Source organism: Cellulosimicrobium funkei (assembly GCF_900155925.1).
Lineage (GTDB): Bacteria > Actinomycetota > Actinomycetes > Actinomycetales > Cellulomonadaceae > Cellulosimicrobium > Cellulosimicrobium funkei.
On the sequence record NZ_FTMI01000002.1, the window covers coordinates 795927 to 819459 of the forward strand.

General features: G+C 74.9%; 27 protein-coding genes and 1 tRNA gene. 16 read left to right on the forward strand and 12 right to left on the reverse strand.

All coding sequences use genetic code 11. The features are described 5' to 3' along the window. Positions 1 to 84: 84 nt before the first annotated feature. The 3 genes from BXA05_RS07810 to BXA05_RS07820 all read right to left on the reverse strand — a co-directional run bounded on the left by BXA05_RS07810 (position 85) and on the right by BXA05_RS07820 (position 2992). Positions 85 to 1320, reverse strand: a complete 1236-nt coding sequence (locus BXA05_RS07810; RefSeq protein ID WP_076404522.1) for an NAD(P)/FAD-dependent oxidoreductase — start codon at positions 1318 to 1320, stop codon at positions 85 to 87. A 273-nt stretch (positions 1321 to 1593) separates the two neighbouring features. Then, a complete protein-coding gene (locus tag BXA05_RS07815; RefSeq protein ID WP_076404523.1) occupies positions 1594 to 2256 on the reverse strand; it encodes an NADPH-dependent F420 reductase in 663 nt (220 codons plus the stop codon). Positions 2257 to 2293: 37 nt separating this feature from the next. Continuing rightward, positions 2294 to 2992 (reverse strand): SDR family NAD(P)-dependent oxidoreductase, encoded by a 699-nt coding sequence (locus BXA05_RS07820; protein ID WP_076404524.1) that lies wholly within the window; start codon positions 2990 to 2992, stop codon positions 2294 to 2296. Positions 2993 to 3105: 113 nt separating this feature from the next. Between BXA05_RS07820 and BXA05_RS07825 the strand changes: the two genes are divergently transcribed. Beyond that, positions 3106 to 3993 (forward strand): helix-turn-helix domain-containing protein, encoded by an 888-nt coding sequence (locus BXA05_RS07825; protein ID WP_076404525.1) that lies wholly within the window; start codon positions 3106 to 3108, stop codon positions 3991 to 3993. Positions 3994 to 4181: 188 nt separating this feature from the next. On the opposite strand, the gene BXA05_RS07830 is transcribed toward BXA05_RS07825, so the two are convergent. The 3 genes from BXA05_RS07830 to BXA05_RS07840 form a co-directional block, all read right to left on the reverse strand. Then, positions 4182 to 4258: transfer RNA gene (locus BXA05_RS07830), tRNA-Pro, on the reverse strand. Between the two features lie 226 nt (positions 4259 to 4484). Continuing rightward, positions 4485 to 5432: a metallophosphoesterase gene (locus BXA05_RS07835; RefSeq protein WP_425291918.1), complete on the reverse strand. Its 948-nt coding sequence runs from the start codon at positions 5430 to 5432 to the stop codon at positions 4485 to 4487. Then, on the reverse strand, positions 5429 to 7780 hold the full coding sequence (locus BXA05_RS07840; RefSeq protein WP_083711660.1) for a transglycosylase domain-containing protein: 2352 nt from the start codon (positions 7778 to 7780) through the stop codon (positions 5429 to 5431). Before BXA05_RS07840 ends, BXA05_RS07835 begins: the two co-directional genes overlap by 4 nt. 138 nt (positions 7781 to 7918) lie before the next feature. Between BXA05_RS07840 and sp36 the strand changes: the two genes are divergently transcribed. Next, complete coding sequence (gene sp36 / locus BXA05_RS20035; RefSeq protein WP_021481786.1) at positions 7919 to 8083, forward strand: Sp36 family protein; 165 nt, start codon at positions 7919 to 7921, stop codon at positions 8081 to 8083. Beyond that, positions 8083 to 8571, forward strand: coding sequence for a RidA family protein (locus BXA05_RS07845; protein WP_061267989.1), 489 nt, complete (start codon positions 8083 to 8085; stop codon positions 8569 to 8571). Before sp36 ends, BXA05_RS07845 begins: the two co-directional genes overlap by 1 nt. An 85-nt stretch (positions 8572 to 8656) precedes the next feature. On the opposite strand, the gene BXA05_RS07850 is transcribed toward BXA05_RS07845, so the two are convergent. Next, a complete protein-coding gene (locus BXA05_RS07850; RefSeq protein WP_047232250.1) occupies positions 8657 to 9334 on the reverse strand; it encodes a Crp/Fnr family transcriptional regulator in 678 nt (225 codons plus the stop codon). A 98-nt stretch (positions 9335 to 9432) separates the two neighbouring features. Here BXA05_RS07850 and nth point away from each other — a divergent pair, with 98 nt between their 5' ends. Continuing rightward, complete coding sequence (gene nth / locus BXA05_RS07855) at positions 9433 to 10158, forward strand: endonuclease III (RefSeq protein WP_076404527.1); 726 nt, start codon at positions 9433 to 9435, stop codon at positions 10156 to 10158. 33 nt (positions 10159 to 10191) lie between these two features. Here nth and BXA05_RS07860 read toward each other — a convergent pair whose 3' ends face one another. Together BXA05_RS07860 and BXA05_RS07865 are read right to left on the reverse strand one after the other, a co-directional pair. After that, positions 10192 to 11136, reverse strand: a complete 945-nt coding sequence (locus tag BXA05_RS07860) for an alpha/beta fold hydrolase (protein WP_076404528.1) — start codon at positions 11134 to 11136, stop codon at positions 10192 to 10194. Continuing rightward, complete coding sequence (locus BXA05_RS07865) at positions 11133 to 11915, reverse strand: winged helix-turn-helix transcriptional regulator (RefSeq protein WP_061267987.1); 783 nt, start codon at positions 11913 to 11915, stop codon at positions 11133 to 11135. Before BXA05_RS07865 ends, BXA05_RS07860 begins: the two co-directional genes overlap by 4 nt. A gap of 358 nt (positions 11916 to 12273) precedes the next feature. On the opposite strand from BXA05_RS07865, the gene BXA05_RS07870 reads away from it, so the two are divergent. From BXA05_RS07870 to BXA05_RS07880, 3 genes are read left to right on the forward strand one after another with little or no spacing between them, the layout of a single operon-like run. Then, complete coding sequence (locus BXA05_RS07870) at positions 12274 to 13008, forward strand: hypothetical protein (protein WP_076404529.1); 735 nt, start codon at positions 12274 to 12276, stop codon at positions 13006 to 13008. Continuing rightward, positions 13005 to 13493 (forward strand): thioredoxin family protein, encoded by a 489-nt coding sequence (locus BXA05_RS07875; protein ID WP_076404530.1) that lies wholly within the window; start codon positions 13005 to 13007, stop codon positions 13491 to 13493. Before BXA05_RS07870 ends, BXA05_RS07875 begins: the two co-directional genes overlap by 4 nt. A gap of 36 nt (positions 13494 to 13529) precedes the next feature. Continuing rightward, entirely contained in the window at positions 13530 to 14009 is a 480-nt protein-coding gene (locus tag BXA05_RS07880) for a DUF4395 domain-containing protein (RefSeq protein ID WP_076404531.1), read from the forward strand. A 51-nt stretch (positions 14010 to 14060) separates the two neighbouring features. Here the strand turns inward: BXA05_RS07880 and BXA05_RS07885 are convergent, their stop codons facing one another. Further along, positions 14061 to 14456 carry a DsrE family protein gene (locus BXA05_RS07885; RefSeq protein WP_076404670.1) on the reverse strand — a complete coding sequence of 132 codons (396 nt, stop codon included), beginning with the start codon at positions 14454 to 14456 and terminating at the stop codon, positions 14061 to 14063. A gap of 254 nt (positions 14457 to 14710) precedes the next feature. On the opposite strand from BXA05_RS07885, the gene BXA05_RS07890 reads away from it, so the two are divergent. From BXA05_RS07890 to BXA05_RS07930, 9 genes are all read left to right on the forward strand, one after another. Continuing rightward, the gene (locus BXA05_RS07890; protein ID WP_043654723.1) at positions 14711 to 15307 is read left to right on the forward strand and encodes a heme-binding beta-barrel domain-containing protein; all 597 of its coding nucleotides are present in this window, start codon (positions 14711 to 14713) and stop codon (positions 15305 to 15307) included. 64 nt (positions 15308 to 15371) lie between these two features. Further along, positions 15372 to 16514, forward strand: a complete 1143-nt coding sequence (ygfZ, locus tag BXA05_RS07895) for a CAF17-like 4Fe-4S cluster assembly/insertion protein YgfZ (protein WP_076404532.1) — start codon at positions 15372 to 15374, stop codon at positions 16512 to 16514. Next, positions 16511 to 17653, forward strand: coding sequence for an FUSC family protein (locus BXA05_RS07900; protein WP_076404533.1), 1143 nt, complete (start codon positions 16511 to 16513; stop codon positions 17651 to 17653). Before ygfZ ends, BXA05_RS07900 begins: the two co-directional genes overlap by 4 nt. A 64-nt stretch (positions 17654 to 17717) precedes the next feature. Then, a complete protein-coding gene (locus BXA05_RS07905; RefSeq protein ID WP_076404534.1) occupies positions 17718 to 18050 on the forward strand; it encodes a type II toxin-antitoxin system prevent-host-death family antitoxin in 333 nt (110 codons plus the stop codon). A gap of 10 nt (positions 18051 to 18060) precedes the next feature. Next, positions 18061 to 18498: a type II toxin-antitoxin system VapC family toxin gene (locus tag BXA05_RS07910; protein ID WP_043660314.1), complete on the forward strand. Its 438-nt coding sequence runs from the start codon at positions 18061 to 18063 to the stop codon at positions 18496 to 18498. A gap of 10 nt (positions 18499 to 18508) precedes the next feature. Then, on the forward strand, positions 18509 to 18847 hold the full coding sequence (locus BXA05_RS07915) for a DUF2516 family protein (RefSeq protein WP_308200541.1): 339 nt from the start codon (positions 18509 to 18511) through the stop codon (positions 18845 to 18847). A gap of 8 nt (positions 18848 to 18855) precedes the next feature. After that, positions 18856 to 19938: an asparaginase gene (locus BXA05_RS07920; RefSeq protein ID WP_083711737.1), complete on the forward strand. Its 1083-nt coding sequence runs from the start codon at positions 18856 to 18858 to the stop codon at positions 19936 to 19938. Further along, the gene (gene dtd / locus BXA05_RS07925) at positions 19935 to 20375 is read left to right on the forward strand and encodes a D-aminoacyl-tRNA deacylase (protein ID WP_076404536.1); all 441 of its coding nucleotides are present in this window, start codon (positions 19935 to 19937) and stop codon (positions 20373 to 20375) included. Before BXA05_RS07920 ends, dtd begins: the two co-directional genes overlap by 4 nt. Before the next feature lie 222 nt (positions 20376 to 20597). Beyond that, the gene (locus BXA05_RS07930) at positions 20598 to 22238 is read left to right on the forward strand and encodes a glycosyl hydrolase family 18 protein (RefSeq protein ID WP_076404537.1); all 1641 of its coding nucleotides are present in this window, start codon (positions 20598 to 20600) and stop codon (positions 22236 to 22238) included. A gap of 52 nt (positions 22239 to 22290) precedes the next feature. On the opposite strand, the gene BXA05_RS07935 is transcribed toward BXA05_RS07930, so the two are convergent. Beyond that, entirely contained in the window at positions 22291 to 23316 is a 1026-nt protein-coding gene (locus BXA05_RS07935; RefSeq protein ID WP_061267978.1) for a CorA family divalent cation transporter, read from the reverse strand. Then, positions 23316 to 23531 carry a hypothetical protein gene (locus tag BXA05_RS19690; RefSeq protein ID WP_137280719.1) on the reverse strand — a complete coding sequence of 72 codons (216 nt, stop codon included), beginning with the start codon at positions 23529 to 23531 and terminating at the stop codon, positions 23316 to 23318. Before BXA05_RS19690 ends, BXA05_RS07935 begins: the two co-directional genes overlap by 1 nt. Positions 23532 to 23533: the final 2 nt, after the last annotated feature.

The window sequence follows — 23533 nt, forward strand, 5'->3', positions numbered from 1 at the left end:
TGGTCCTGGCGCGTCCCGTCCCCCGGACGAACCGGGACCACCTGCTCGGACCGCTGGGATCGCGTGGTCGGCCGGCCGAGGGCGTCAGGCGACGAACGACTCCAGCTCGGCGCGGTCGGGCGGGCCGTCGCGGTGGATGAGGGCCTTGATCTCCTCCGTGCGGTCCCAGACGTTGACGGCCATGCCGGCCTCGACGCGGCCGTCCTCGAGCCAGAACGCGACGAGCTCGCGGTCCGGGACGGAGCCGGAGACCACGACCTCGTCGTAGGCGTCCGGGCCGGCGACGAAGCCGAGGTACTCCATGCCGACGTCGTACTGGTCGGAGAAGAAGTAGGGCAGCTCGGGGTAGGGGTCGGTCGCGCCGAGCATCGCGCGCGCGGCGTGCGGGCCCTGGTGGAGGGCGGTCGCCCAGTGCTCGACGCGCAGCGACCGCCCGTAGCGCGCCGAGGGCACGCTCGCGACGTCGCCCGCGACGAAGACGTCGGGGTCGGTGGTCTGGAGCGTCGCGGACGCGACGACGCCGCCCGTCGCCGAGTCGAGGGCGAGCCCGGCGTCCCGCGCGAGCCCGACGTTCGGGACCGCGCCCACGGCGACGAGCACGAGGTCCGCGTCGACATGGGTGCCGTCGGCGAGGTCCACCCCCGTGGCCCGACGACCGTCGCCGGAGATGCCGGTGACCTGGGCGCGGCGGTGGAGGTGCACCCCGTGGTCGGCGTGGACCTGCCCGTACAGCTCGCCCATCTCGGGCCCCAGCACGCGCTCGAGCGGGTGGGTCCCGAGCCCGATCACGGTGACGTCGAGGCCGAGCGTGCGGGCGGATGCCGCGACCTCCAGGCCGATCCAGCCGTCGCCGACGACCGCCAGCCGCCCGACGCCGTCGTCCCGGGCCGCGCGCACCGCCGCGCCCAGGGCGTCGCTGTCGTCGAGCGTCCGCAGCTCGTGCACCCCGGCCAGGTCGCCGCCGGGCAGGGGGATCCGGCGCGGGTCCGAGCCGGTCGCGAGCAGCAGCTTCTCGTACGACAGCGCGCGGCCGTCGTCGAGCGTCACGCTCCGCCCGGCGAGGTCGAGCGCGGTTGCCGCCGTCCCGGTGAGCAGCTCGACGTCGTGCGCGGCGTACCAGTCCGCCGGGAGCGGGAACACCGCGTCGCGCTCGGCCTCGCCGCGCAGGTAGTCCTTGGACAGCGGCGGTCGCTCGTACGGGCGGTACGGCTCGCGCGCAATGACGGTGATCCCTCCGTCGTAGCCCTCGTCGCGAAGGGTCTCGACCGCCTTCGCGGCGGCGAGACCGCCTCCGACGACGACGTGACGTCCAGCGCTCATGGCGACCTCCGCGGTGTTTCGGGACAGCGGACGGCCTCAGTCTCGCGCGAACCGACGGACCATGCCGGGGGAGCGGGGAGCGGGGAGCGGGGAGCGGGGAGCGGGGAGCGGGGAGCGGGGAGCGGGGAGCGTAGCGCATGTACCAGTCCTTCAGGGTGGTGTCGGTCATGGGTCCTTCTCCTGCGGTGGGTATGTGGGGTCGATGCGGGCGAGCGGGGGCCGGGCCGACGCACCCCTCGGGGCGTCGGCCCGTGCAACGGCGTCTCCCGGACGTCATCCGCGGTACGGGTACGGGATGCGGCGTGCTCTCGCGAGGTTGGCCGCCAGCTCCTCACGGGTCTGGTGCGCGTGCGCGAACCAGGCGGGCTGGCCGGGTCCGCTCCGCCAGGACTCGCTCAGCGGGCTGTTGTCCACGGTGTCGAAGCCGAGCTCGTCGTACAGCCGGGTGACGAGCTCCACCGCCTCGGGGTGGTCGCTCGAGACCGAGAGCGCGTGGCGTCCGGGCGTCCCCGCGGGCCGGGCCGAGCCGAGCAGCCGGGGCGCCTGGATATGGCTGAACGCCTTGGCCACCATCGACGTCGGCAGGTGCTCCTGGCGCAGCTCGTGGACGGTCTTCTCGCCCGTGTCGACGGCCGGGAAGCGTCCGTCACGCCAGGGCATGTAGTTGTTGGTGTCCAGCACGATCTTCCCCGCGAGCTCGTCGACCGGAAGCGTGTTCACGAGCCGTAGCGGAGCGGCGACGATCACGAAGTCGCCCGCTTCCGCGGTCTCGGCGGCGGTCGCCGCGCGTGCCGAGCTCCCGAGGGCGCCGACCAGGTCCCGCAGCGTCTCGGGTCCTCGCGAGTTGGCGAGGACCACCTCGTGGCCGTGGGCGATCACCGCGCGGGCGAGCTGGCCGCCCACCTCGCCCGCGCCGATGATGCCGATGGTGGTCATGGCTGTCTCCACGGTGCGACGTCGGGGGCCGGGTGGGTCACCACGGGAGCACCCCGTACCGGTCGATGATCCGGCCCGTGCCGGCGCCGGGCTTCTCGGTGGCCAGGGTGATGATGGCGTCGGTGCCCTCGGTCACCGTCTGTGTGCCGGTGTTCCCGTTGAGGTCCGTCGCCGTGTACCCAGGGTCGGCGGCGTTGAAGCGGACGTCCGTGATCGCCTTGGCGTACTGCGTGGTCAGCATGGAGACCGCCGCCTTCGAGGCGGTGTAGAGGGGCGCGATCACCTGCGACTCGACGCGCTCGGGGTCGAGGGTGAGGGCGATCGAGCCCAGTCCGCTCGTGACGTTGATGACGGCGGGCGCGGCGCTCCGGCGCAGGAGGGGCAGGAACGCGCTGGTGACCCGCACGACGCCGACGACGTTGGTGTCGAGCACCGCGGAGGCGTGCACACCGGTCAGGTGATCGGCCGGGGCCGGCTCGCCTGCGATGCCGGCGTTGTTGATCAGGAGGTCGAGGCTGCCCTCGTGGGCCGCGACGTCGGCGGCCGCGGCGGCGACCGAGGCCTCGTCGGTGACGTCGATGTGGACGAACCGGGCACCGAGCTCTGCGGCGGCCCGCCGCCCGCGCCGAGGGTCGCGGGCGCCGACGAGAACCGTGTGGCCGAGTGCGGTGAGGCGACGGGCGGCCTCGTAGCCGAGGCCTTTGTTGGCTCCGGTGATGAGAGTGGTCGTGGACATGACCCCAGGCTCCGGCAGCGGCGGGGCGACGACCAGGGAGGGGCGCTCCCTGGGAACGCCGGTACCACCCACCGCTCTCCCGCGCCCGACGGACCCGGCGGCACAATGGCTCCGTGCACGCCGACGAGAACCGCCTGGGAACGACGCTCCGAGCCTGGCGGGACCGTCTCTCGCCGCAGGTCGCAGGCCTTCCTCGGCGTGCCGGGACGCGCGCACCGGGTCTGCGGAGAGAGGACCTGGCCGAGCTCGCGGGAATCTCCGTCGACTACGTGGTGCGGCTGGAGCAAGGGCGGGCCTCGACGCCCTCCGACCAGGTCGTCGCCGCCCTCGCGCGCGCTCTGCAGCTCGACCCGGACGAGCGCAGCCACCTGTACCGGCTGGCCGGCCTGTCCACGCCGTCGCCGGGCCACGTGGTGGACCGCATCCCGCCCGGGATGCACCGGCTGCTCACCCGGCTCGACGACACCCCGGTCGCGGTCTTCGCCGCCGACTGGAGGTTGGTGTGGTGGAACCAGCCCTGGGCCGGGCTCTTCGGCGACCCCTCCCACCTCGACCCGGAGGTCCGCAACCTGGTCCGGCTGCGGTTCCCCGTGGCCGACGACCGCGGGAGGCTCACGAGCTGGCCGGTGATCCCGGCCGATGCCGAGGCCTCCGACCGTGCGCTCGTAGCGGACCTCCGCCGGGCGTCGGCGCGCTATCCGGACGACCCACGACTGGGCGCGCTCGTGAGCCGCACGCTCACCGGGAACCCCCGGTTCGCCCGCTTCTGGGCCGACGGCACCGTCGCTCGGCACGCCGAGGACCAGAAGAGGATCCGGCACCCCGAGGTCGGCGAGATCGTGGTCGACTGCGACGTGCTGACCGACGGTGACACCGACCTGAAGGTGATCGCCTACACCGCGGCTCCCGGGAGCGAGAGCGAGCGCAAGCTCAGGGCGGTCGCGTCGTCGTCGGAGCAGCAGGCTGGTGCGGGAGGCCGACGCGACGCCGCGGTGTCGTGACCTGCGCGACCGACGGCCCGCCGTGATCGCCTGCCGGACGGCGGCCCGGCTCCGGGAGCCGCGGAGTGCCGGGGGAACGAGGGGGCGTGGGGCGGCCGCCCATGGTGCCCGGCGCCTGCGGGAGCCGCCGGTGACGAGCGAAGGGCCCTCCGGACCAGCGTTTCCGCTGGACCGGAGGGCCCTCCTGATGGTCGGGGTGACAGGATTTGAACCTGCGACCTCTTCGTCCCGAACGAAGCGCGCTACCAAGCTGCGCCACACCCCGGTTGCTGACCCACGTGACGGTCCGACGGGAAGCTTCCCGTCTTCCCCGCGGGAAGCCTGCCCAGAATAGCCGACGAAGTGCCGTGCCACGAAACCCGATCCCCGTGACCCCGACGACACCCGCCAGCAACCGCCCCCAACCACCCGCCGAGCACGGGGTCGGCGACCGAGAACCCGGGATCGCGGTCGCTGACCCCGTGCTCGGTGGAGCGGTGGGGAAGGGGGCGTCAGCGCGACGTCAGGGTGAGCAGCGTGGCCTCCGGGCGGCACGCGAACCGGACCGGCGCGTAGGGCGACGTGCCCGCGCCGGCGGAGACGTGCAGCCACGTCGAGTCCTCGCCGCCCGCGGCGTCGGGGCGAGGGCCCGGCCAGCCGTGCAGGCCCTTGGCCCGCCTGCGGTCGATGTCGCAGTTCGTCACGAGCGCGCCGAACCCGGGCACGCAGAGCTGCCCGCCGTGGGTGTGGCCCGCGAGGACGAGCTCCGCGCCGTCGTCGTGCATCTGGTCCAGGACCCGCAGGTAGGGCGCGTGCGTGACCCCGAGCCGGAGCACGCCGCCCTCCGGCGGGGTGGCGGGAGCCTGCGACGCGGGCGCGGGGAAGACGTCGCGGTCGAGGTGCGGGTCGTCGACGCCCACGAGGTCGAGGCGGACGCCGCCGACGTCGAGGACGTCACGACGGTTCGTGAGGTCGACCCACCCGGCGTCGCGCATCGCGCCGGCCATCTCGGCCGCGGGCAGGAGGCGGGCCTGCGACGCGAACGGCAGCCGGGCGTCGGGCAGGAGGTAGCGCGCGGGGTTCTTCGGGACCGGCGCGAAGTAGTCGTTCGAGCCCAGGACGAACACGCCCGGTCGCGCGAGGAGCGGGGCGAGCGCGTCGAGCAGGGGCCCGAGCGCGTCGACGTGCGCGAGGTTGTCCCCGGTGTCGACGACGAGGTCGGGCTCGAGCTCGGCGAGCGAGCGCACCCACTCGATCTTGCGCCGCTGGGTCGGCACGAGGTGCAGGTCGGAGACGTGCAGCACCCGGAGGTCGCGCGACCCGGGCGGCAGCACGGGGACGGTCGCCTCACGGAGCGTGAAGAGCTTCGTCTCCACGTGCGCGTACGCGACACCCGCCACGCCCACGGCGGCCAGCGCCCCGAGCCCTCGCAGGGCCCGACGCGCCCCGTCGGCGCTCAGCCGTTCCTCCCGCCGAGGCCCTCCAGCCAGGCACCGAGGTCGCTCTCGCGGCCCGCGCCGTTGCCGCGGTCGCCGCGGTCGCCGCGGTCGCCGCCGTCCGCCTCGCTGTCCGGCTGGTCGGCGCCGGAGTCGTCACCACCGGGCTGCGCGGCCCCCGGGTCGCCTCCACCCTGGTCGCCCCCCTGGCCGCCCTCGGGCGTCGAGGGGGTGCTGGGCGGGGGCGTCGGGGCGTTCACGCGGCCCCAGTCCGGGTCGGCGAACCCGGGAGCGGGCTGTCCGGCGAGGATCTGGTTCATGTAGTCGCGCCACGTCGGGGCGGCGAGGCTCGAGCCGTACCAGTACGGACGCGTCTTGCCGTTGATGGTGAAGCGCCCGTTCATCGGGACGTCGCTCTCGGCGTTGCCGATCCACACGGCCGTGACGACCTGCGGGGTGTACCCGATGAACCACGTGTGCGTGTTGTTGTTCGCCGTCCCGGTCTTGCCGGCTGCGGGGCGCCCGTCCGCGAGGGCGTTGCCGCGCCCCGAGCCCTGCGTGAGGACCTGCTGCAGCGCGTAGGTGACGGTGTTGGCGATGTTCGGGTCGATCGCTCCGGGCTGGCAGCCCGCGGAGGGCACGGGGAGCTCCGTGCCGTCGCCCGCGACGACCCTGGTGATCGCGATCGGGGAGCAGTAGGTGCCGCCGCTCGCGAAGGTCGCGTACGCGGCCGCCATGTGCAGCGGCGAGGAGTTCTGCGTGCCGAGGATCATGGACGGGCGCACCTTGACCTCGCCCGCGTCCGCGAGCATCGACGGCTGGAACCCGGCGGCCTTGGCCGTGTTCGCCACGCCGCACAGGTCGAGCTGGCTCGCCATCGTCGTGTACGCGGTGTTCACCGAGTTGAACGTCGCCTGCAGGACGGACATCGAGCCGCTCCCGGGACCGTCCGAGTTGGCCGGCGTCCACTGCTCGTTGCCGAAGCGCGCGCAGCTCGCGCGGAAGTCGCGACCCAGCGTCCACGTGCGCTTGTTGGCGCTCACCGTGTCGTAGAGCGAGTGGCCCTCCTTGAGCCACTCCGCGAGCACGAACGGCTTCCACGTCGAGCCGGGGGAGAAGCCGTTCGACGACCCGTGGGCCTGGTCGACGCTGTAGTTGACCGCGGTCGTGTTCGGCGCCGGGTCCTGCGTGTTGTCGAACGCGCGGTTCTGCGCCATCGCGAGGATCTTGCCGGTGCCGGGCTCGATGGTGACGATCGAGTCCTCGATCTGGCTCGGGTCGTCCGCCGGGACGGCGGCTGCCGCGTGCTGCTCAGCGGCCGCCTGCATGGTCGGGTCGAGCGTCGTGTAGATGTCCAGCCCGCCGCGGTACAGCAGGGCCTCGCGGTCGGCCTTCGTCTCGCCGAACACCGGGTCGGACATGATGATCTTCGTGACGTAGTCGCAGAAGAACGCGGAGCCGCCGGACGCCTGGCAGCCCGCCTCGAGCGGCTGGATGGCGAGCGTGTCCGCGATGGGGGTGGCCAGCCCGGCGTCGTACTCCTCCTTGGTGATGTACCCCTGCTGGTACATCGTGTTGAGGACGACGTTGCGGCGGTTCTGGGCCTTCTCCGGGTCGGCCGTCGGGTCGTACGTGGACGGCGCCTTGGTGATCCCGGCGATCGTGGCCGCCTGGAGGTAGTTCAGGTCCTTCGCCGAGACGCCGAAGTAGTGCCGCGCCGCCGTCTCGACCCCGTAGACGGAGCGCCCGAACTGCGCGATGTTGAGGTAGCCCTGGAGGATCTCCTCCTTGCTCATCTTCTTCTCGAGCGAGATGGCGAGCTTCGCCTCGCGCGCCTTGCGCCCGAGCGTGTCGGCCTTGGCCTCGTGCTGCGCCATGACGTCGCCGTCACGCACGGCCTGCTCGATGAGGACGTTCTTCACGTACTGCTGCGTCAGGGTCGAGGCGCCCTGCGTCGAGCCGCCCGTCAGGTTGTTGACGAACGCGCGCGGGATGCCCTCGACGTCGACCCCGCCGTGCTCCCAGAAGCGCTTGTCCTCGATCGCGATGACCGCGTTCTTCATGGGCTCGGAAACCTGGTCCAGAGGGACGACGATGCGGTTCTCCGTGTAGAACGTCGCGAGCCGCGTCGTGCCGTCGTTCGCGTAGATGCGCGACTGCTCGGACAGCGGGCCCGGCTCGAGGTCGGCCGGCAGCTCGTCGAACACCTCGACGGCGGTGTCGGTCGCCGTGTTCGCCCCGGCGGCCAGCGGCACGAGGAGTCCGGCCGCGAGCACGCCGCCGACGCCGGAGACCAGCACGAACGCCAGGAAGAGGGCGACGAGCTGGTACGCGTTGATCTGCCGGCCGCGAGGACGCACAGGGGAAGCCATGGTGCCAACCCTACGGGAGCAACCCCGGGAGAGGCCCGGAAAGCCGCCTCTCCCGGGTGTGCGGGTTGTGTAAGCATCCCGGGACGGCGCGCCCGTCCGGCCGCGCCGCGGCCCGCGCCGTCCGACTACGCTCGCCCCATGGCAACCACGTGGGAGTACGCGACCATCCCCCTCATCATCCACAACACGAAGGCCGTCCTCGACCAGTGGGGCTCCGACGGCTGGGAGCTCGTCCAGGTCGTGACCGGCCCGGACGGCAACGGCCTCGTCGCCTACCTCAAGCGCCCCACCGGGGAGAAGTAGTGACGGGCGTCCCCGCCGGGACGGTCGCCGCGCGCCTCGCGGAGCTCGGGATCACCCTCCCGCGGGTGGCGGCGCCGGTCGCCGCCTACGTCCCCGCGGTGCGCTCGGGCCGGTACGTCCACACCTCGGGCCAGCTCCCGTTCGTCGACGGCGCGCTGCTCGCGACCGGCAAGGTGGGCGACGGCGAGGGCCTCGTCGCGCCCGCCGATGCCGCGGGCCTCGCGCGCGTGTGCGCGCTCAACGCGCTCGCGGCCGTGCACGACGTCGTCGGCAACCTCGACGACGTCGTGCGGGTCGTCAAGGTGGTCGGGTTCGTGGCGAGCGACCCGTCGTTCACGGGCCAGCCCGGGGTCGTGAACGGTGCGAGCACCGTCCTCGGCGAGATCTTCGGCGAGGCGGGGGTGCACGCGCGCAGCGCCGTCGGCGTCGCGGTCCTGCCGCTCGACGCACCGGTCGAGGTCGAGCTCGTCGTCGAGCTGGCGGACTAGCCCGCACGCCCGCACGAGAACGGGGTCGGCGACCGGGTCCGTGAGGATCCGGTCGCCGACCCCGTTCTCGTCGGCATCTCGTCGGTCAGCGTGCGCGGCGCTCCAGGCGGTCCATGTCGAGCAGGACGACGGCCCGGCCCTCGCGGCGGACCCAGCCGCGCGTCGCGAAGTCGGCGAGCGCCTTGTTCACGGTCTCGCGCGACGCGCCGACGAGCTGCGCGAGTTCCTCCTGCGTGAGGTCGTGCGCGACGCGGACGCCCTCGTCCGTCTCCTCGCCGAAGCGGGTCGACAGGTCGAGGAGCGCCTTGGCGACACGGCCCGGCACGTCGGAGAACACGAGGTCGGCCAGCGTCTCGTTCGTACGACGCAGGCGGCGCGCGAGGGCGTTGAGCAGGTGCTTGGCGACGCTCGGGTGCTTCTCGATCCACTCGACGAGCTGGTCGTGGCCGAGCTCGTAGATCACGGAGTCGGCGACGGAGCTCGCGGTGGCGGTGCGGGGGCCCGGGTCGAAGAGCGAGAGCTCGCCGAACATCTCGCCGGGGCCGAGGATCGACAGGAGGTTCTCGCGGCCGTCGTTGGAGCGGCGCCCCAGCTTGATCTTGCCGCTCGCGATCACGTAGAGGCGGTCGCCCGGCTCGCCCTCGCGGAACAGCACGTCTCCGCGCGAGAGCTCGATCTGCTGCATCGACTCGAAGAGGGTGCGCGTCTCGTCCGCGTCCATCGTCGCGAACAGGGGGGCGGAGAGCACAACGTCGTCGTCCACGCGGGGTGTCCTATCGTCTCGTCCTCGGAAATGTTCCAGGACAAGTCTGCCCTACCGCTGCAACTCGGGTGTCAGGGGCGGCGGCTACGGTGGGTTTCGTGACCACCACCGAGCAGGCCCGCGCGCGGGCCCCGAAGCCCGAGTCGCACCTCGCGCTCGTGCGGCGCGCGCGCCGCACCAACCGTGAGCTCGCGGTCACCTACCCGGACGCGCACTGCGAGCTCGACTTCACCACGCCGCTCGAGCTGCTCGTCGCGACGGTCCTCTCGGCGCAGACGACGGACAAGCGCGTGAACCTCACGACGCCCGCGCTCTTCGCGCGCTACCCGGACGCCGCGGCGTACGCGGCGGCGGACCGCGCCGAGCTCGAGGAGATCCTGCGGCCCACGGGCTTCTTCCGGGCCAAGGCCCAGTCGGTCATCGGGATCGGCCAGGCGCTCGTCGAGCGGTTCGACGGCGAGGTGCCCGCCCGACTGGAGGACCTCGTCACCCTGCCTGGCGTGGGGCGCAAGACGGCGAACGTCGTGCTCGGGAACGCGTTCGGCGTGCCGGGGCTCACCGTGGACACGCACTTCGGCCGCCTCGTGCGTCGCCTGGGGTGGACCACGGAGGAGGACCCGGTCAAGGTCGAGCAGGTCGTCGGCGGGCTCATCGAGAAGTCGGAGTGGACGATGCTCTCCCACCGGCTGATCTTCCACGGCCGGCGGGTGTGCTTCGCGCGCAAGCCCGCGTGCGGCGCGTGCTCGATCGCGCGGTGGTGCCCGTCCTTCGGCGTCGGCGAGGTCGACCCGGTCAAGGCGGCCGCGCTGGTCAAGACGAGCTGAGGGTCTCGCGCGGACGGTCGGGCGAGGGCGCGGTCAGCCCGCGGGCCGCTGCGTCGTGGGGAGCCAGTCCAGGAGCAGGTCCGTCACGGTGCCCGGGGCCTCCTCGGGGAGGAAGTGCCCGGCGTCGTCCACGACCTCGAAGCGGAAGTCCCGGGCGAGCGCGGCGCCGTCGGCGTCCGCGAGGTCGCGCCGCAGCAACCCGTCGCGCGCCGCGTGCACCTGGAGGGCGGGGACCTCGACGGGGCGGCGGAGCGCGGCGAGGAAGCGGCGCCCGTCGGGACGGGGGGTGGAGCGCACGGCCCAGCGCAGCGACTCCATCGCGGTGTGCGCCGCGAACGGGATGCGCATGACGGTGCGGTACGTGTCGACGACGTCGGGCGCGAAGGGCTGCGCGGCGCCCGTCGCGAGCACGTCGGCCACGAGGTCGCCGCGGACGAGTGCGCGCTCGGGCAGCGTCGGCACCTGGTAGAACGCGAGCTGGCGCTGCGCGGCGGGCGTGAGGAGCCGCCGGGCCGACGTGTGCAGGCGTGCGGGGTGCGGCGCGGAGAACGCGGCGACCCCGGCCGTCACGGCGGGCTGGAGCGCCGCCATCGCCCAGGCGAGGCTGCCGCCGGTGCCGTGGCCCACGACGACCGCGCGCCCCGACCCGAGCGAGCGGATCACGCCGGCGATGTCACGCGTGCGCGTCGGGGCGTCGTAGCCGATCGGCGGCTTGTCGGACGCCCCGACGCCCCGCACGTCCATCGCGGCGACGCGGTAGCCCGCGGCGGCCAGCGGCTCGAGCTGGTGCCGCCACGCCCACCAGAACTGGGGGAACGAGTGGAGCAGCACGACGAGCGGCGGGCCGGGGTCCCGCACGCCGCGGTCCTCGGGACCGGCGAGCGCCACGTGGAAGCGGGCCCCGTTGGCCGGCACGAACTCGTGTCGCCAGGGGCCGTCGAGGAGGGCGGACGTGAAGTCGGAGGGGTCGGGCGTCACCCGGACGAACCTACCGGCGTCCCGGACCCGCTGTCGGCCGACGACCCGGAGCCGGCGCCGGCGGCGTCCGCTCCGGACGTCTCCGCGGCCGCCGCGGGCCGGCGGTCCTTCGGCGGGTCGAACCGGTAGCCGACGTTGCGCACCGTGCCGATGAGCTGCTCGTGCTCCGGCCCGAGCTTGGCGCGCAGACGGCGCACGTGGACGTCGACGGTGCGCGTGCCCCCGTAGTAGTCGTAGCCCCAGACCTCCTGGAGGAGCTGCGCGCGCGTGAACACGCGGCCCGGGTGCTGGACGAGGTACTTGAGGAGCTCGAACTCCTTGTACGTGAGGTCGATCGGGCGGCCGCGCAGCCGGGCGGTGTAGCCGCTCGCGTCGATCGCGAGCTCGCCCGCCGCGATCTCCTGCGGGCCGTCCTCGGCCGGACCCCGCGCGGAGCGCTCGATGACGAGGCGGAGGCGAGCCTCGACCTCGGCCGGTCCGGCACCCTCCAGCAGGAGGTCGTCGGCACCCCACTCGGCGGTCACCACGGTGAGCCCGCCCTCGGTGAGCACGAGCACGAGCGGGACCGTCAGGCCCGTGGCGTGCAGGAGCCGGCACGTGGTGCGGGCCGCGACGAGGTCGCGGCGCGCGTCCAGCAGCACGACGTCGGAGTCCGGTGCGTCGACGAGCGCCGACGGCTCCATGGGCAGGACCCGGATACGGTGCGAGAGCAGGCCGAGCGCGGGCAGCACCTCGACGGAACCGCCAGTGGCGGGGGTGAGGATGAGCAGGTCGGCCATCCGGCACCTCCTTCCGGGTCGCGGGGCGCGGGCGGCGCCCCCGGGCGTCGACGCGTGGCGACCGGGCGGGACGGACCTCTACGGGGCACGCCACGTCGTCGGCCACGTCCGCGGTCCGTGGACGGTTACCGTATCGCGTGCCGGCCGCGCGCACGGTGCGTGTCTCACATCGCGCGCGTCCGCACTCCCCGGCCGGTGACAGCGCTGCCCGGCAGCGACGCCGCGGCTCGCTCGCGAGACCGCCGCCCGGCCGCCGACGGGCAGCCGGTGAGCGGCCCGCGGCGAGTCTCTGCGACACTCTGAGGCGTGCTGCACGACCCGACGCCCTCCCGCGACCCCCGAACGGGGCGCTGACCGCGTGGACCTCTCGACCCGTGCCGTCGTGACGGCATGCCTGGCGGCGGTCGTGGCCGTCGCCGCGTTCTTCGGCCCGCTGCCGCTCACGATCGCGTCGGGCGCGCTGGCGCTGAGCGTCGCGATGGGCTGGCCGCGGCTGCTCGACATCCCCGTCCACGGCGGGACCCGGGTCGTCATCGCGATCGCCGGGCTCGGCGCCGTGGCCGCGACCGCCGCGACGCGCGGGGAGCCCGCGCTGCGCCACCTGCCCGTCGTGCTCGCGCTCTCCGTCGTCCTCGCGTTCGTCGCCGAGCTCCTGCGGCGCGACGGCCGCCCGCGTCTCGTCGAGTCGCTCATCGGCACGGTGAGCGGGATCGTCGTGGCGACGTCGAGCGCGGGCTGGATCGCCGCGGGCCGCACCGACGCGGGCGAGTCCCTCGTCGTCACGACGGCGGTCGCGCTCGCCGTGGCGTCCGCGGTGTCCGCGCTGCCGCTCGGCGGCTGGCTCAACGCCGCGCTGACGCTCGGCCTCGCGGTGCTCGCGGGCGGCGCCGTCGGCTACGTCATGCCCGACCTCGAGCTGCTGGGCGGCGTCTGGGCGGGGGTCGTCGCGGGCCTGCTCGTCGCGTCGCTGCACGCGCTCTTCGACCAGCTCCCCGAGCTGCGCGGCCGGCTGGGCGCGTTCTCCGCGACGGCGCTGCCCGTCGCCGTCGGCGGGACCCTGATCTTCGTCGTCGGCCGGGTGATCGTCGGGTGACCCCCTCGCCGCTCGCCGTCGTGCTGCTCGTCGTGACCCTCGTCGCGACGGCCGCGCTCGGCGTGTGGTGGCAGCGCCGCCAGGGCGTCGTGCGGGCCGCGCGGGAGAGAGGGCCCGCGTCGCCCGCGGCTGCCGTCGCCGGGCCCGCGCCCGTGGACTGGGCGGCGCACGGCGTCGCGCTCGCGGAGCGCCGCACGTTCGTCCAGTTCTCCGCCGAGCTCTGCGCGCCGTGCCGCGCCACCGCCCGGGTCCTGCGCGACGTGAGCGCCGCGCACCCGGACGTGACGCATCGTGAGATGGACGTCGACGACCACCTCGACCTGGTGCGAGCATTCGGCATACTGCGCACGCCGACCGTCCTCGTGCTCGACGCGGAGGGCCGCGAGGTCGCCCGCGCGAGCGGGGGCATGAACCGCGCCCAGGCGCTCGCGGCGCTCGCCGTCGCGGACCCGGGCGCGCGGCCCGCGAGCGTGCCAGGCAGCTGACCGCCGTCTCCGACGGCCCGACCGGAGGAGACCCGAGTGAGCGACCAGGCAGGCCCGGAGGCCACCGTCACCGAGCCGGGCGGCGCGCCCGCCGGCATCGACCCGCGCGGGCCGCGCGCGGGGGCGGGCATGACGGCCGTCCTGCTCGCCGTGGTGATCCTGCTCTGGACGTCGCCCGCGGCGCTCGTGCTGCTCGCGGTCGTCGCGGCGAGCTTCCTGCTCGGCACCGTCCGCGGCGCGCAGGGCACGTGGCAGGCGGCCGTCTACCGGCTGGTCCTGCTCCCGCGCATCGGCCCGACGACGGAGCGCGAGGACCCGAGGCCGCCGCGGTTCGCGCAGGCGGTGGGCCTCGTGATCACCGGTGCCGGGGTCGTGCTCGGGCTGATCGGCGTCGCGGGCGCCGTGCCGGCCGCGGCGGCGCTCGCGCTCGTGGCCGCCGTCCTCAACGCCGCGTTCGGCCTGTGCCTCGGGTGCGAGCTGTACCTGCTGCTGCGCCGGGTCGCGCCGGCCCGCTGACGGCCCGGCGCGCGCCCGCCCGGCAGGCGAGCGCCCGCGGGCGCGGCTCGCTCAGTAGACGAGCGCCTGGGCACCCTCGCGCAGCGCCTCCTCGACGAACACCGCCGCCCCCGCGATGCGCACGCCGGGCAGGACGTCGTCGGCCGTGATCCCGCGACGCGCCGCGCACTGCGTGCAGACGGTCAGCGTGCCCGCGGCGAGGACCGCGTCGAGCAGGTCGGGCAGCGGCGCCGCGTGCTCGAGCTCGAGCTCCGCCGCGCGGCCCGGCACACCGAACCACGCCGCCTCGCCCGTGAGCCACACGCTCACCTCGACGCCCGCCGCGACCGCGGCGGCGGCGACGGTGAAGGCCTGGTTCGCGGCCTCGGGCCGGTCGAGCCCGGAGGTCGTCTTGACGACGAGCGAGCGGGAGCGGGGGGCGGCGGCGGGGAGCGTGGAGTCGGTCACGCGGCCGAGCGTAGCCCCGCGGGTGACCACGGCCACGGCGTGCGGGCGCCGTCCGGCCGGTAGGATCGCCCGCATGAGCCCGCACACTCTCGAGCTGATCTTCCTCGGCCTGCTCCTCGCGGCGACGGTGACCATCACGTGGTTCGCCGGGTACGTCGTCTACAAGCTCTTCAAGGGCCAGCGCTGACGTCGCCGCGCGGGGCCCGTCCCCGCGCGGGCGCCGCGCGCCGCCCGACTCCGAGAGGTGGTCGCTGATGCCGTTCGAGTTCCCCGAAGGCCTCGCTCCCGAGGTGTACCCGCTCGCCTGGCTCGTCGGGAGCTGGCGTGGCGAGGGCGTCGTCAAGTACCCGGGCATCGAGGAGACGCCGTTCGTCCACGACGTCGTGTTCGACCACGACGGCGGCCCCTACCTGCGCTACGAGTCGACGCTGCGCGTCCTCGACGCCGCGGTCCCCGAGACGGTGCCCGCGGAGGGCGAGTGGCCGGAGCGTGACGAGGCCACCCTCGACGCCGCGGCCGCCGCGTCGCCCGTCTGGTCCACGGAGACCGGCTACTGGCGCGTGTCGACCGACCGGCCCGAGGGCCTGGAGGACGACCGCCACCCCCTCGAGGTCCTCGTCGCCGACCCGGCGGGTCGCGTGTCGGTGTACCTCGGCGCCGTCGGCAACGGCCGCGTGGACCTGGCGAGCGACCTCATCGCGCGCACGTCCACGGCGTCCGAGGTCACGGCCTCGAAGCGGCTCTACGGGTTCGTCGAGGGCCAGCTCCTGTGGGTGTGGGAATTGGCGGCCTTCGGTCAGCCGTTGCAGTCGTACGCGTCCGCGAAGCTGACCCGGCGCCCGTCGGCCTGACGCAGGCCACCGGGCGGCCCGAGGGCCCGCCCGGTCCGGACGCGTCGACGAAGGAGGACCACCCGTGACCACCGGTTACACCAGCCCGCTCCTGTCCCGCCACGGCGCCGTGCCCGCGACGGGCCCCGACGAGGGCGTCGCCTGGCACTACGGCGACCCGACCGGGGAGCAGCGGGCGCTGCGCACGGGCGGCGCCGTCGTCGACCAGTCGCACCTGGGCGTCGTCACGGTCACGGGCCCGGACCGGCTGAGCTGGCTGCACTCCATCACGTCCCAGGACCTCACGGACCTCGCGCCGCGCACCTCGACGGAGCTGCTCGTGCTCTCGCCGCAGGGCCACGTCGAGCACGCCGCGTCGGTCGTCGACGACGGCACCACGACCTGGCTCGTCACCGAGCGCTCGCACGCGGCCGACCTCGCCGCGTGGCTGGACCGCATGAAGTTCATGCTCCGCGTCGAGATCGCCGACGCCACGGACGAGTGGGCCGCGCTCGGCGAGCCGGTCGACGCCGAGGGCGCCGAGGACGAGCCCGTGACGTGGCGCGACCCGTGGCCGCGCGTCCTCGCGGGTGGCACGCGGTACGGCCCGCCCGAGGACGAGCACCCGGGCCGCGAGCGCCCGTGGCGGCTCGTGCTCGTCCCGCGCGCGGAGCTGGCCGACGCCGTCGCGGCGCGCGAGGCCGCCGGGTGGCGCCTCGTGGGCACGTGGGCGAGCGAGGCCGCTCGCGTCGAGGCCTGGCGCCCGCGCCTCGCGACGGAGGTCGACCACCGGTCGATCCCGCACGAGACCGACTGGCTGCGCACCGCCGTCCACCTGCACAAGGGCTGCTACCGGGGGCAGGAGACCATCGCGCGCGTGCACAACCTCGGGCGTCCGCCGCGGCGCGTGGTCATGCTGCACCTCGACGGGTCGGGCCATCTGCTGCCCGCGCCGGGGGCCGAGGTCACGCTCGACGGTCGCGCCGTCGGGGCGGTCACGTCGGTCGCGCGCCACCACGAGCTCGGGCCGATCGCGCTCGCGGTCCTCAAGCGGAGCGCGCCGGTCGACGCCGAGCTCCTCGTCGACTGCGACGGCGGCGCGATCTCCGCGGCGCAGGAGGTCGTGGTGCCCGGCGAGGGCGTCTCCGTCGACCGTCCGGCCGCGCGCGGTCCCGTCGGGCGCGGCGTCACGCCGCGCGGCGAGGGCGCACCCACGAGCATGCTGTGACGTCGGGGCCGGCGCGCGGGCAGTCCCCGGGGGCGGTCCACGTCGCCCGGACGGCGTGGCGCCGGCTCCTCCTGCGGGCCCGGGTCCGTCAGGGCGCGTCGCGCGTGCGCGTGGCGCTGTGGCCCATCCTCCAGGCGTCGGCGGCTGCCGGCCTCGCGTTCGGCATCGCCCGGTACGGGCTCGGGCACACAGCCCCCTTCTTCGCGCCGGTCTCCGCGTGGATCTGCCTCGGCTTCAGCCAGGACCGTCAGCTCCGCCGCGTGCTCGAGCTCGCGGTGGGCGTCGCGATCGGCGTCGGCCTGGGGGACCTCGTGGTCCACGCGATCGGGTCGGGCTGGTGGCAGGTCGCCGTCGTCCTCGCGGTCTCGGCCCTCGCCGCACGCTTCATCGACCGGGGCGCGATGCTCACGACGCAGGCGGGCGTGCAGGCCATCGTCATCGTCGGGCTGCCGGCCGCGCAGGCGGGCGGCCCGCTCGGGCGGTGGACGGACGCGCTCGTGGGCGGCGCCGTCGCGCTCGCCGTCGCGGCCCTCACGCCGGGCGACCCCCGACGACGACCCCGCCTGCTCGGGTCCGAGGCGACGTCGGAGCTCGCGGGCGTGCTCGACGTGCTCGCGCGCGGTCTGCGAGCGCGCGACCCCGCGGACCTCGACGCGGCGCTGGTCAAGGGCCGGGCGTCCGAGGGCGCGCTCGAGGAGTGGCAGTCGTCCGCGACCTCCGCGCGCGAACTCGCGCGCGTGAGCGCCGCCGGGCTGCGGCACCGGGACGAGCTTGGCGGGCTCGAGCGGCAGGCGGTGCTCGTCGACCGCGCGATGCGCAGCGTGCGCGTCCTGGCGCGGCGTGCGCGGCCGGTCGCGAGCGGCCCGGACCACCACGAGCTCGACGCCGTGGCGGACCTCGTCGCCCGGTTCGGCGCCGGGGTGCACGTGCTCGCCGAGGCCGTCGGCGCGGGGCGCGACCCGGCGGTCGCGCGAGAGGTCCTCCTCGAGGTGGCCCGCAGCGCCGACCCCCACGCGCTCGGCGACGGCGACTGGCAGGTGCAGTCGCTCGTGATGCTCGTGCGGTCACCGATCGTCGACGCCCTGGAGGCGGCGGGCGCGACGCCCGAGCAGGCGCGCGACGCGCTCCCCGAGCTCTGAGAGCGTTCGCACCCGGGACGACAGACCCCTGCACAGCGGTACCGCGGGCCGGTACGGTCGGGGCATGGAGGTCCCTGTCAGCGCGCTGCGCGCCGAGCTCAAGTCGTGGATCGAGCGGGCCAGGGACGGTGAGGAGGTCGTCATCACCGAGCGCGGCGTCCCCGTCGCCCGGCTGACCGGCGTCGCGACGGCGGACCTCGTCACCGAGCTCGTGCGCGACGGCGTCCTGGTCCCTCCGGCGGGGGAGCGCCCCGTGCACGCGGTGCCCGCGCCGGTGCTCGCCGCGGCGACGGACGGGGCACGTCCGGCGGGTCCCGACGGCTCGCGCCCGTCCGACGGCGCCCGGGTCGCCCGCGGCGGCGGGGTCGCGGCGCTCGTGCGCCGGATCCGGCGCTGAGGGGCCCGCGGTGGCCCTCGTCTACTTCGACGCGAGCGCGCTCGTGAAGCTGTGCGTCCCGGAGGCCGGCTCCGCGCTCGCGAGCCGCCTGTGGAACCGTGCGGACGTCGTCGTCACGAGCCGCCTCGCCGACGTCGAGGTCCGCGCCGCGCTCGCCGCGGGGGCCCGCGGCGGGGTCATCGACGGCCCGGCGCACGCCCGCGCGCTCGGCACCTGGGACACGCTGCGACCCGCGCTGCACGTGGTCGAGGTGTCCGGCGCCGTGACCGACCGCGCGTCGCGGCTCGTCGCCGCCGGGTCGCTGCGCAGCAACGACGCGGTGCACGTGGCGAGCGCGCTCGCCGTCGCGCACGACGACACGGTCGTGGCCGCGTGGGACCCGCACGTCGTGACCGCGGCGCGTGCCGCCGGGCTGCGCGTGGTGCCGTGGCCGCTCGCCAGACCGTAGGCTCGTGCCCGTGGGAATCTTCGGGTCGCTGCAGTGGATCGTCTACCTCCTCCTGTCGCTGGTCGTGTTCGGGACGCAGCTCTTCGCGCTCGTCGACGCGATCCGGCGGCCCGCGAGCGCGTTCACGGCCGAGGGCAAGCTGAGCAAGCCGATCTGGCTCGCGATCCTCGGCGTCGCCGCGGCGCTCGGCTTCCTCTCCATCCCGCTCGGCGGCGGGATCAACCTCGGCTTCATCGGGATCATCGCGGTCGTCGCGGCGATCGTGTACCTCGTCGACGTGCGTCCCCGCCTCCAGCCGTACGGGAACGGGCGCGGCAACGGGTCGTCCGGCCGGCCCGGCGGCTGGTGAGCGCCGCGGTGACCGACGACGTCCGCACCGGGGTCGCGCGCGCCGCCGTCCCGCTGGCCGAGGTCGTGCGCGGCGACCTCGTGGAGTCCGTCCACACGGGGCACCTCGTGCTGCTGGAGCCCGACGGCGGCACGCTCCTCGAGCGCGGCGACGCCGGCACGGTCGTCTGGCCGCGCTCGAGCGTCAAGCCGTTCCAGGCCGTCGCGATGCTGCGGCACGGCCTGCGCCTGCCGCCGCGCCTCCTGGCCCTCGCCGCCGCGAGCCACAACGGCGAGCCCGAGCACCTCGCGGGGGTGCGCGAGATCCTCGCGGGCGCCGGGCTCGACGAGTCCGCGCTGCGCAACACCCCGGACCTCCCGCTGCACCCGCCGGCCGCGCTCGCGTGGCAGGAGGCGGGGAACGGCCCGTCGTCGATCACCCAGAACTGCTCGGGCAAGCACGCGGCGATGCTCGCGACGTGCGTCGTCGCGGGCTGGGACCCGCGCACGTACCTGGAGCACGACCACCCGCTGCAGGTCGCGGTGCGCGAGACCGTCGCGGCGGCGACGGGCGTCGCCGTCGAGCACGTGACGGTCGACGGCTGCGGGGCGCCGCTCTTCTCGACGACCGTGCGCGGGCTCGCGCGCGCGTTCGGGCGACTCGCCGCGGCCCCGCAGCACGACCCGGGTTCCCCCGAGGCGGAGGTCGCGCGCGCCATGGCGGCGTTCCCCGAGATGGTGGGCGGCACGGGACGCGACGCGACCCTCGCGATGCGCGCCGTCCCGGGCCTGGTCGCCAAGGACGGGGCCGACGGGGTGTACGGGGCCGGGCTGCCCGACGGCCGTGCCCTCGCCCTCAAGGTGCTCGACGGCGCGTCCCGGCCGCGCCCGGCGGTGCTCGCCGCGGCGCTGCGCCGTCTCGGCGCGCTCGACGTCGCGGGCGCGGACGGGCCGGCGCTCGACGCGCTCGGCGACGTGCCCGTGCTCGGCGCCGGGCAGCCGGTGGGCGCCGTGCGCGCGGTGCTCGACGAGCCCGGGACGGACGCGGCGTACGACGCCTCGCAGGACCTCTCGTCCGACGCAGCGCGGCGCGACGACAGGGGACGGCCGTGAGGGCCGTCGTGCAGCGCGTGACTCGCGCGAGCGTGAGCGTCGTGGCCGACGACGGGACGGCGGAGGTCGTCGGCGCGATCGACCGACCGGGCCTGCTCGCGCTCGTCGGCGTCACGCACGACGACGGCGACGCGCAGGTGGAGACGATCGCGCGCAAGATCGCCGAGCTGCGGATCCTCGCGGGGGAGCGGTCCGTGCTCGACGACGGCGCGCCCGTGCTCGTCGTCTCCCAGTTCACGCTCTACGCGGACACGCGCAAGGGCCGTCGGCCGTCGTGGAACGGCGCGGCGCCCGGTCCTGTCGCGGAGCCGCTCGTCGACGCGGTCGTCGAGGCGCTGCGCGCCCGCGGGGTCGAGGTGGCGACCGGGCGGTTCGGCGCGCACATGGCGGTCGACCTCGTCAACGACGGCCCGGTCACGCTGATCCTCGAGGCCTGACGCGGCGTCGTACGGGCTGTCCCGTACGGGGCCTGCGTACGGAGGACCGCGTACCCCGCGCGGCGCGCGTGACGCGAAGAGTGTGGGAAGCACGTAGTCCCGCGGGCCCCGCCCACGGCTACGGTCGCTCACGTCAGCCGGTCGCTCAGGCCCCGCAGGAGGCCGCACCGCCGCGCGTCCGCGCGGGTCGGCGACCGACCTCGTCGACGAGAGGTCCTCTCGATGCACCGTCCTCGCCCGTCCGCCCCGCGCCGCGCCCGCGCCACGCGCGCGGCCGCCGGCCTCACCGCCCTCGCGCTCGCCGCGAGCGGGGCCGTCGCCGCCGCGACGACCGCCGCCGCCGCGCCGACCGCCCACCTGACCGCCACGACGGCGGCCACCACCCCGACGCCCGACTCGCCGAACGGCGACGCCGCCCTCAACGGGTACCGCAACGTCGGCTACTTCATGTCCTGGGCCCCGGAGAACTACGGCTACACCGTGCGCGACTTCGTCGAGTCGGGCCAGGCCGAGCAGATCACCCACGTGAACTACGCGTTCGGCAACATCCACCCGACCGACCTCACGTGCTTCCTCGCGGACGCCCCGGGCACGCCCGAGCCGGGCGGCAACGACGGCGCCGGCGACGCGCAGGCCGACTTCGTGCGAGCCGTCTCCGCCGAGGACTCGGTGGACGGCGTCGCGGACGAGCCGGGCCAGGCGCTCGCGGGGAACTTCAACCAGCTCCGCAAGCTCAAGGAGGAGCACCCCGACACCAAGGTCCTCATGTCGCTCGGCGGCTGGACCTGGTCCAAGTTCTTCTCGAAGGCCGCGGCGACGCCCGAGAGCCGCGAGAAGTTCGTCGCCTCGTGCATCGACCTCTACATCGACGGCAACCTGCCCGTGATCGACGGCCGCGGCGGCCCCGGCGCGGCCGCGGGCCTGTTCGACGGCATCGACGTCGACTGGGAGTGGCCCGGGGCCCCCGACTGGTCGCAGCACCCCGAGAACCACGTCGACCCGGTCAACGACAAGGCGAACTTCACCGCCCTCCTCGCCGAGTTCCGCAAGCAGCTCGACGAGCGCGGTGCCGCGCAGGGCAAGGACTACCTGCTCTCCGCCTACATCCCGGTGAGCCCCACCGTGGTGAACGCCGGCTGGGACGCCCCGACGATCTTCGACTACCTCGACTACGGCAACATGCAGGGCTACGACCTGCACGGTGGCTGGTCGCCGAACCTCGCCGGGCACCAGGCGAACCTGCACGACACCTCGCAGCCCGGCACGATCTCGCTCGAGGACGGCATCGACCTCTACCTGTCGCGCGGCGTCGACCCCGCCCAGCTCACGCTCGGCATCCCGGCGTTCGGCCGCGGCTGGTCCGGCGTCGAGGCCGGCGACTCGAACGGCGCCTGGCAGCCCGCCGCGGGCGTCGCCCCCGGCACCTACGAGGCCGGGAACAAGCAGTACTTCGAGCTGCGCGACCACGGGACCGAGTACTTCGACGAGGTCAGCGGAGCCTCGTGGCGCTACGACGGCGACCAGTGGTGGAGCGTCGACACGCCGCGCGCCGTCGAGTTCAAGGCGTCGTGGATCACGGAGAAGGGCCTCGGCGGCTCGATGTTCTGGGACCTCGCGGGCGACTACGAGGACGAGCTCGTCGGCACGGCGGCCGACGTCTACCGCGCGGCCCCGGCCGGTCCGGTCGACCCGACCGCGCCCGGCTCGTGCTTCCCGGGCTGGGACCGCAGCACCTCGTACGTCGGGGGGCGCGTCGTCGCGCACGAGGGCGTGAACTACCGCGCCGCGTGGTGGGTCCGCACGAACGTCCCGGGCACGGAGAAGTGGTACCCGGCCTGGCGCGTCGTCGGCACCTGCGCCTGACACCCTGACGGTGCGGTGCGCGGCCTCTGCCGCGCACCGCACCGTCCGTCGCTCAGCGCAGCCAGCCGCGGCGCTTGATGTACGCGAGCGGGATGACGGCGGCGACGAGCGTCACCAGGACCGTGAGCGTGAACCCGTACGGCCGGTCGAGCTCGGGCATGTGCGTGAAGTTCATGCCGTAGAACGACGCGATGAGCGTCGGGGGCAGGAACACCGCCGTGATGATGGTGAAGACCTTGACGATCTGCGCCTGCTTGACGTCGAGCGACGTCATGATCGCCTGCTGCAGGTAGCGCACCTTGTCGTGCTCGAACCCGGCGTGCTGCTTCACGCCGTCGACGTCCGCGACGAGCGTCTCGACGAGCCCCGCGAGCACGGGGTCCGAGTCCGCGATCTCGCTGCGCAGGTGCCGCGCGGCGCGGGCGAGCGAGAGCTGGGACTCCTGGGCGCGCGACACGATCTCCTCGGCGCGGTTCATGCGCGTGATCGTGTCCTGCATGTCGCTCACCCCGATCTCCCGGCCGCGCGAGTCGACTCCGCGCGTGGCCTCGTCGATCTCGTCGGACATGTCCTCGAGCAGGTCGCTCGCGTAGGACACGACGCGGTCGGCCGCCTCGTTGAGCGCGTAGAGCAGCGCGTACGCGACGCCGTACGACGAGCCGATGAGCCACGGCGTGCGGCGCATGCGGGCGATCGCCTTGTCGAAGACGGCGTAGTGCCGCTGCGGCTGGGCCGTCACGACGACGTCGGCGGACAGGGCGAGCACGATGCGCTCGTCCACCACCCGGTCGCCGTCGCGCCGGGTCGCCGTCACCGGCAGGTAGACGTGCGCGTCCGTCTCCCAGACACGTCCTCCGGCAGCCGCGAAGTCGACGCCGTGCTCGGCCGCGCGGGCCGCGGAGTCCGGGTCCCCGACCGCGACCTGCACCCAGCGCGAGCGCAGGACGCGCGGGTCGAACCGGGGCGAGCCGTCGCCGTGCGCGCGGGCGTGCAGGTCGAGCCCGCCGCGCGCCGGGGCGGGCAGGCGGGTCTCCGTGCCGGGGGCGAGGCCCGGGGTCTCGGGCAGCATCGTCGTCATCACGCACCGCCGGCCGTGAAGTGCGCGGTGAGGAGCGCGGCGCAGATGAACAGGTAGAGCCCCACGGTGAAGGAGATCGACTGCCGTTCGAGGTTCGGCCGGCGCGCGCGGCGCCGCTCCTCGCGCGGGGCGCGCAGGGGCGTCCGGGCGGGGCGGGCCCGCACCGGGGTGGCAGGGGTGGTGGTCGGCGCGGTCGCAGGGGAACGCTGGGTCATGG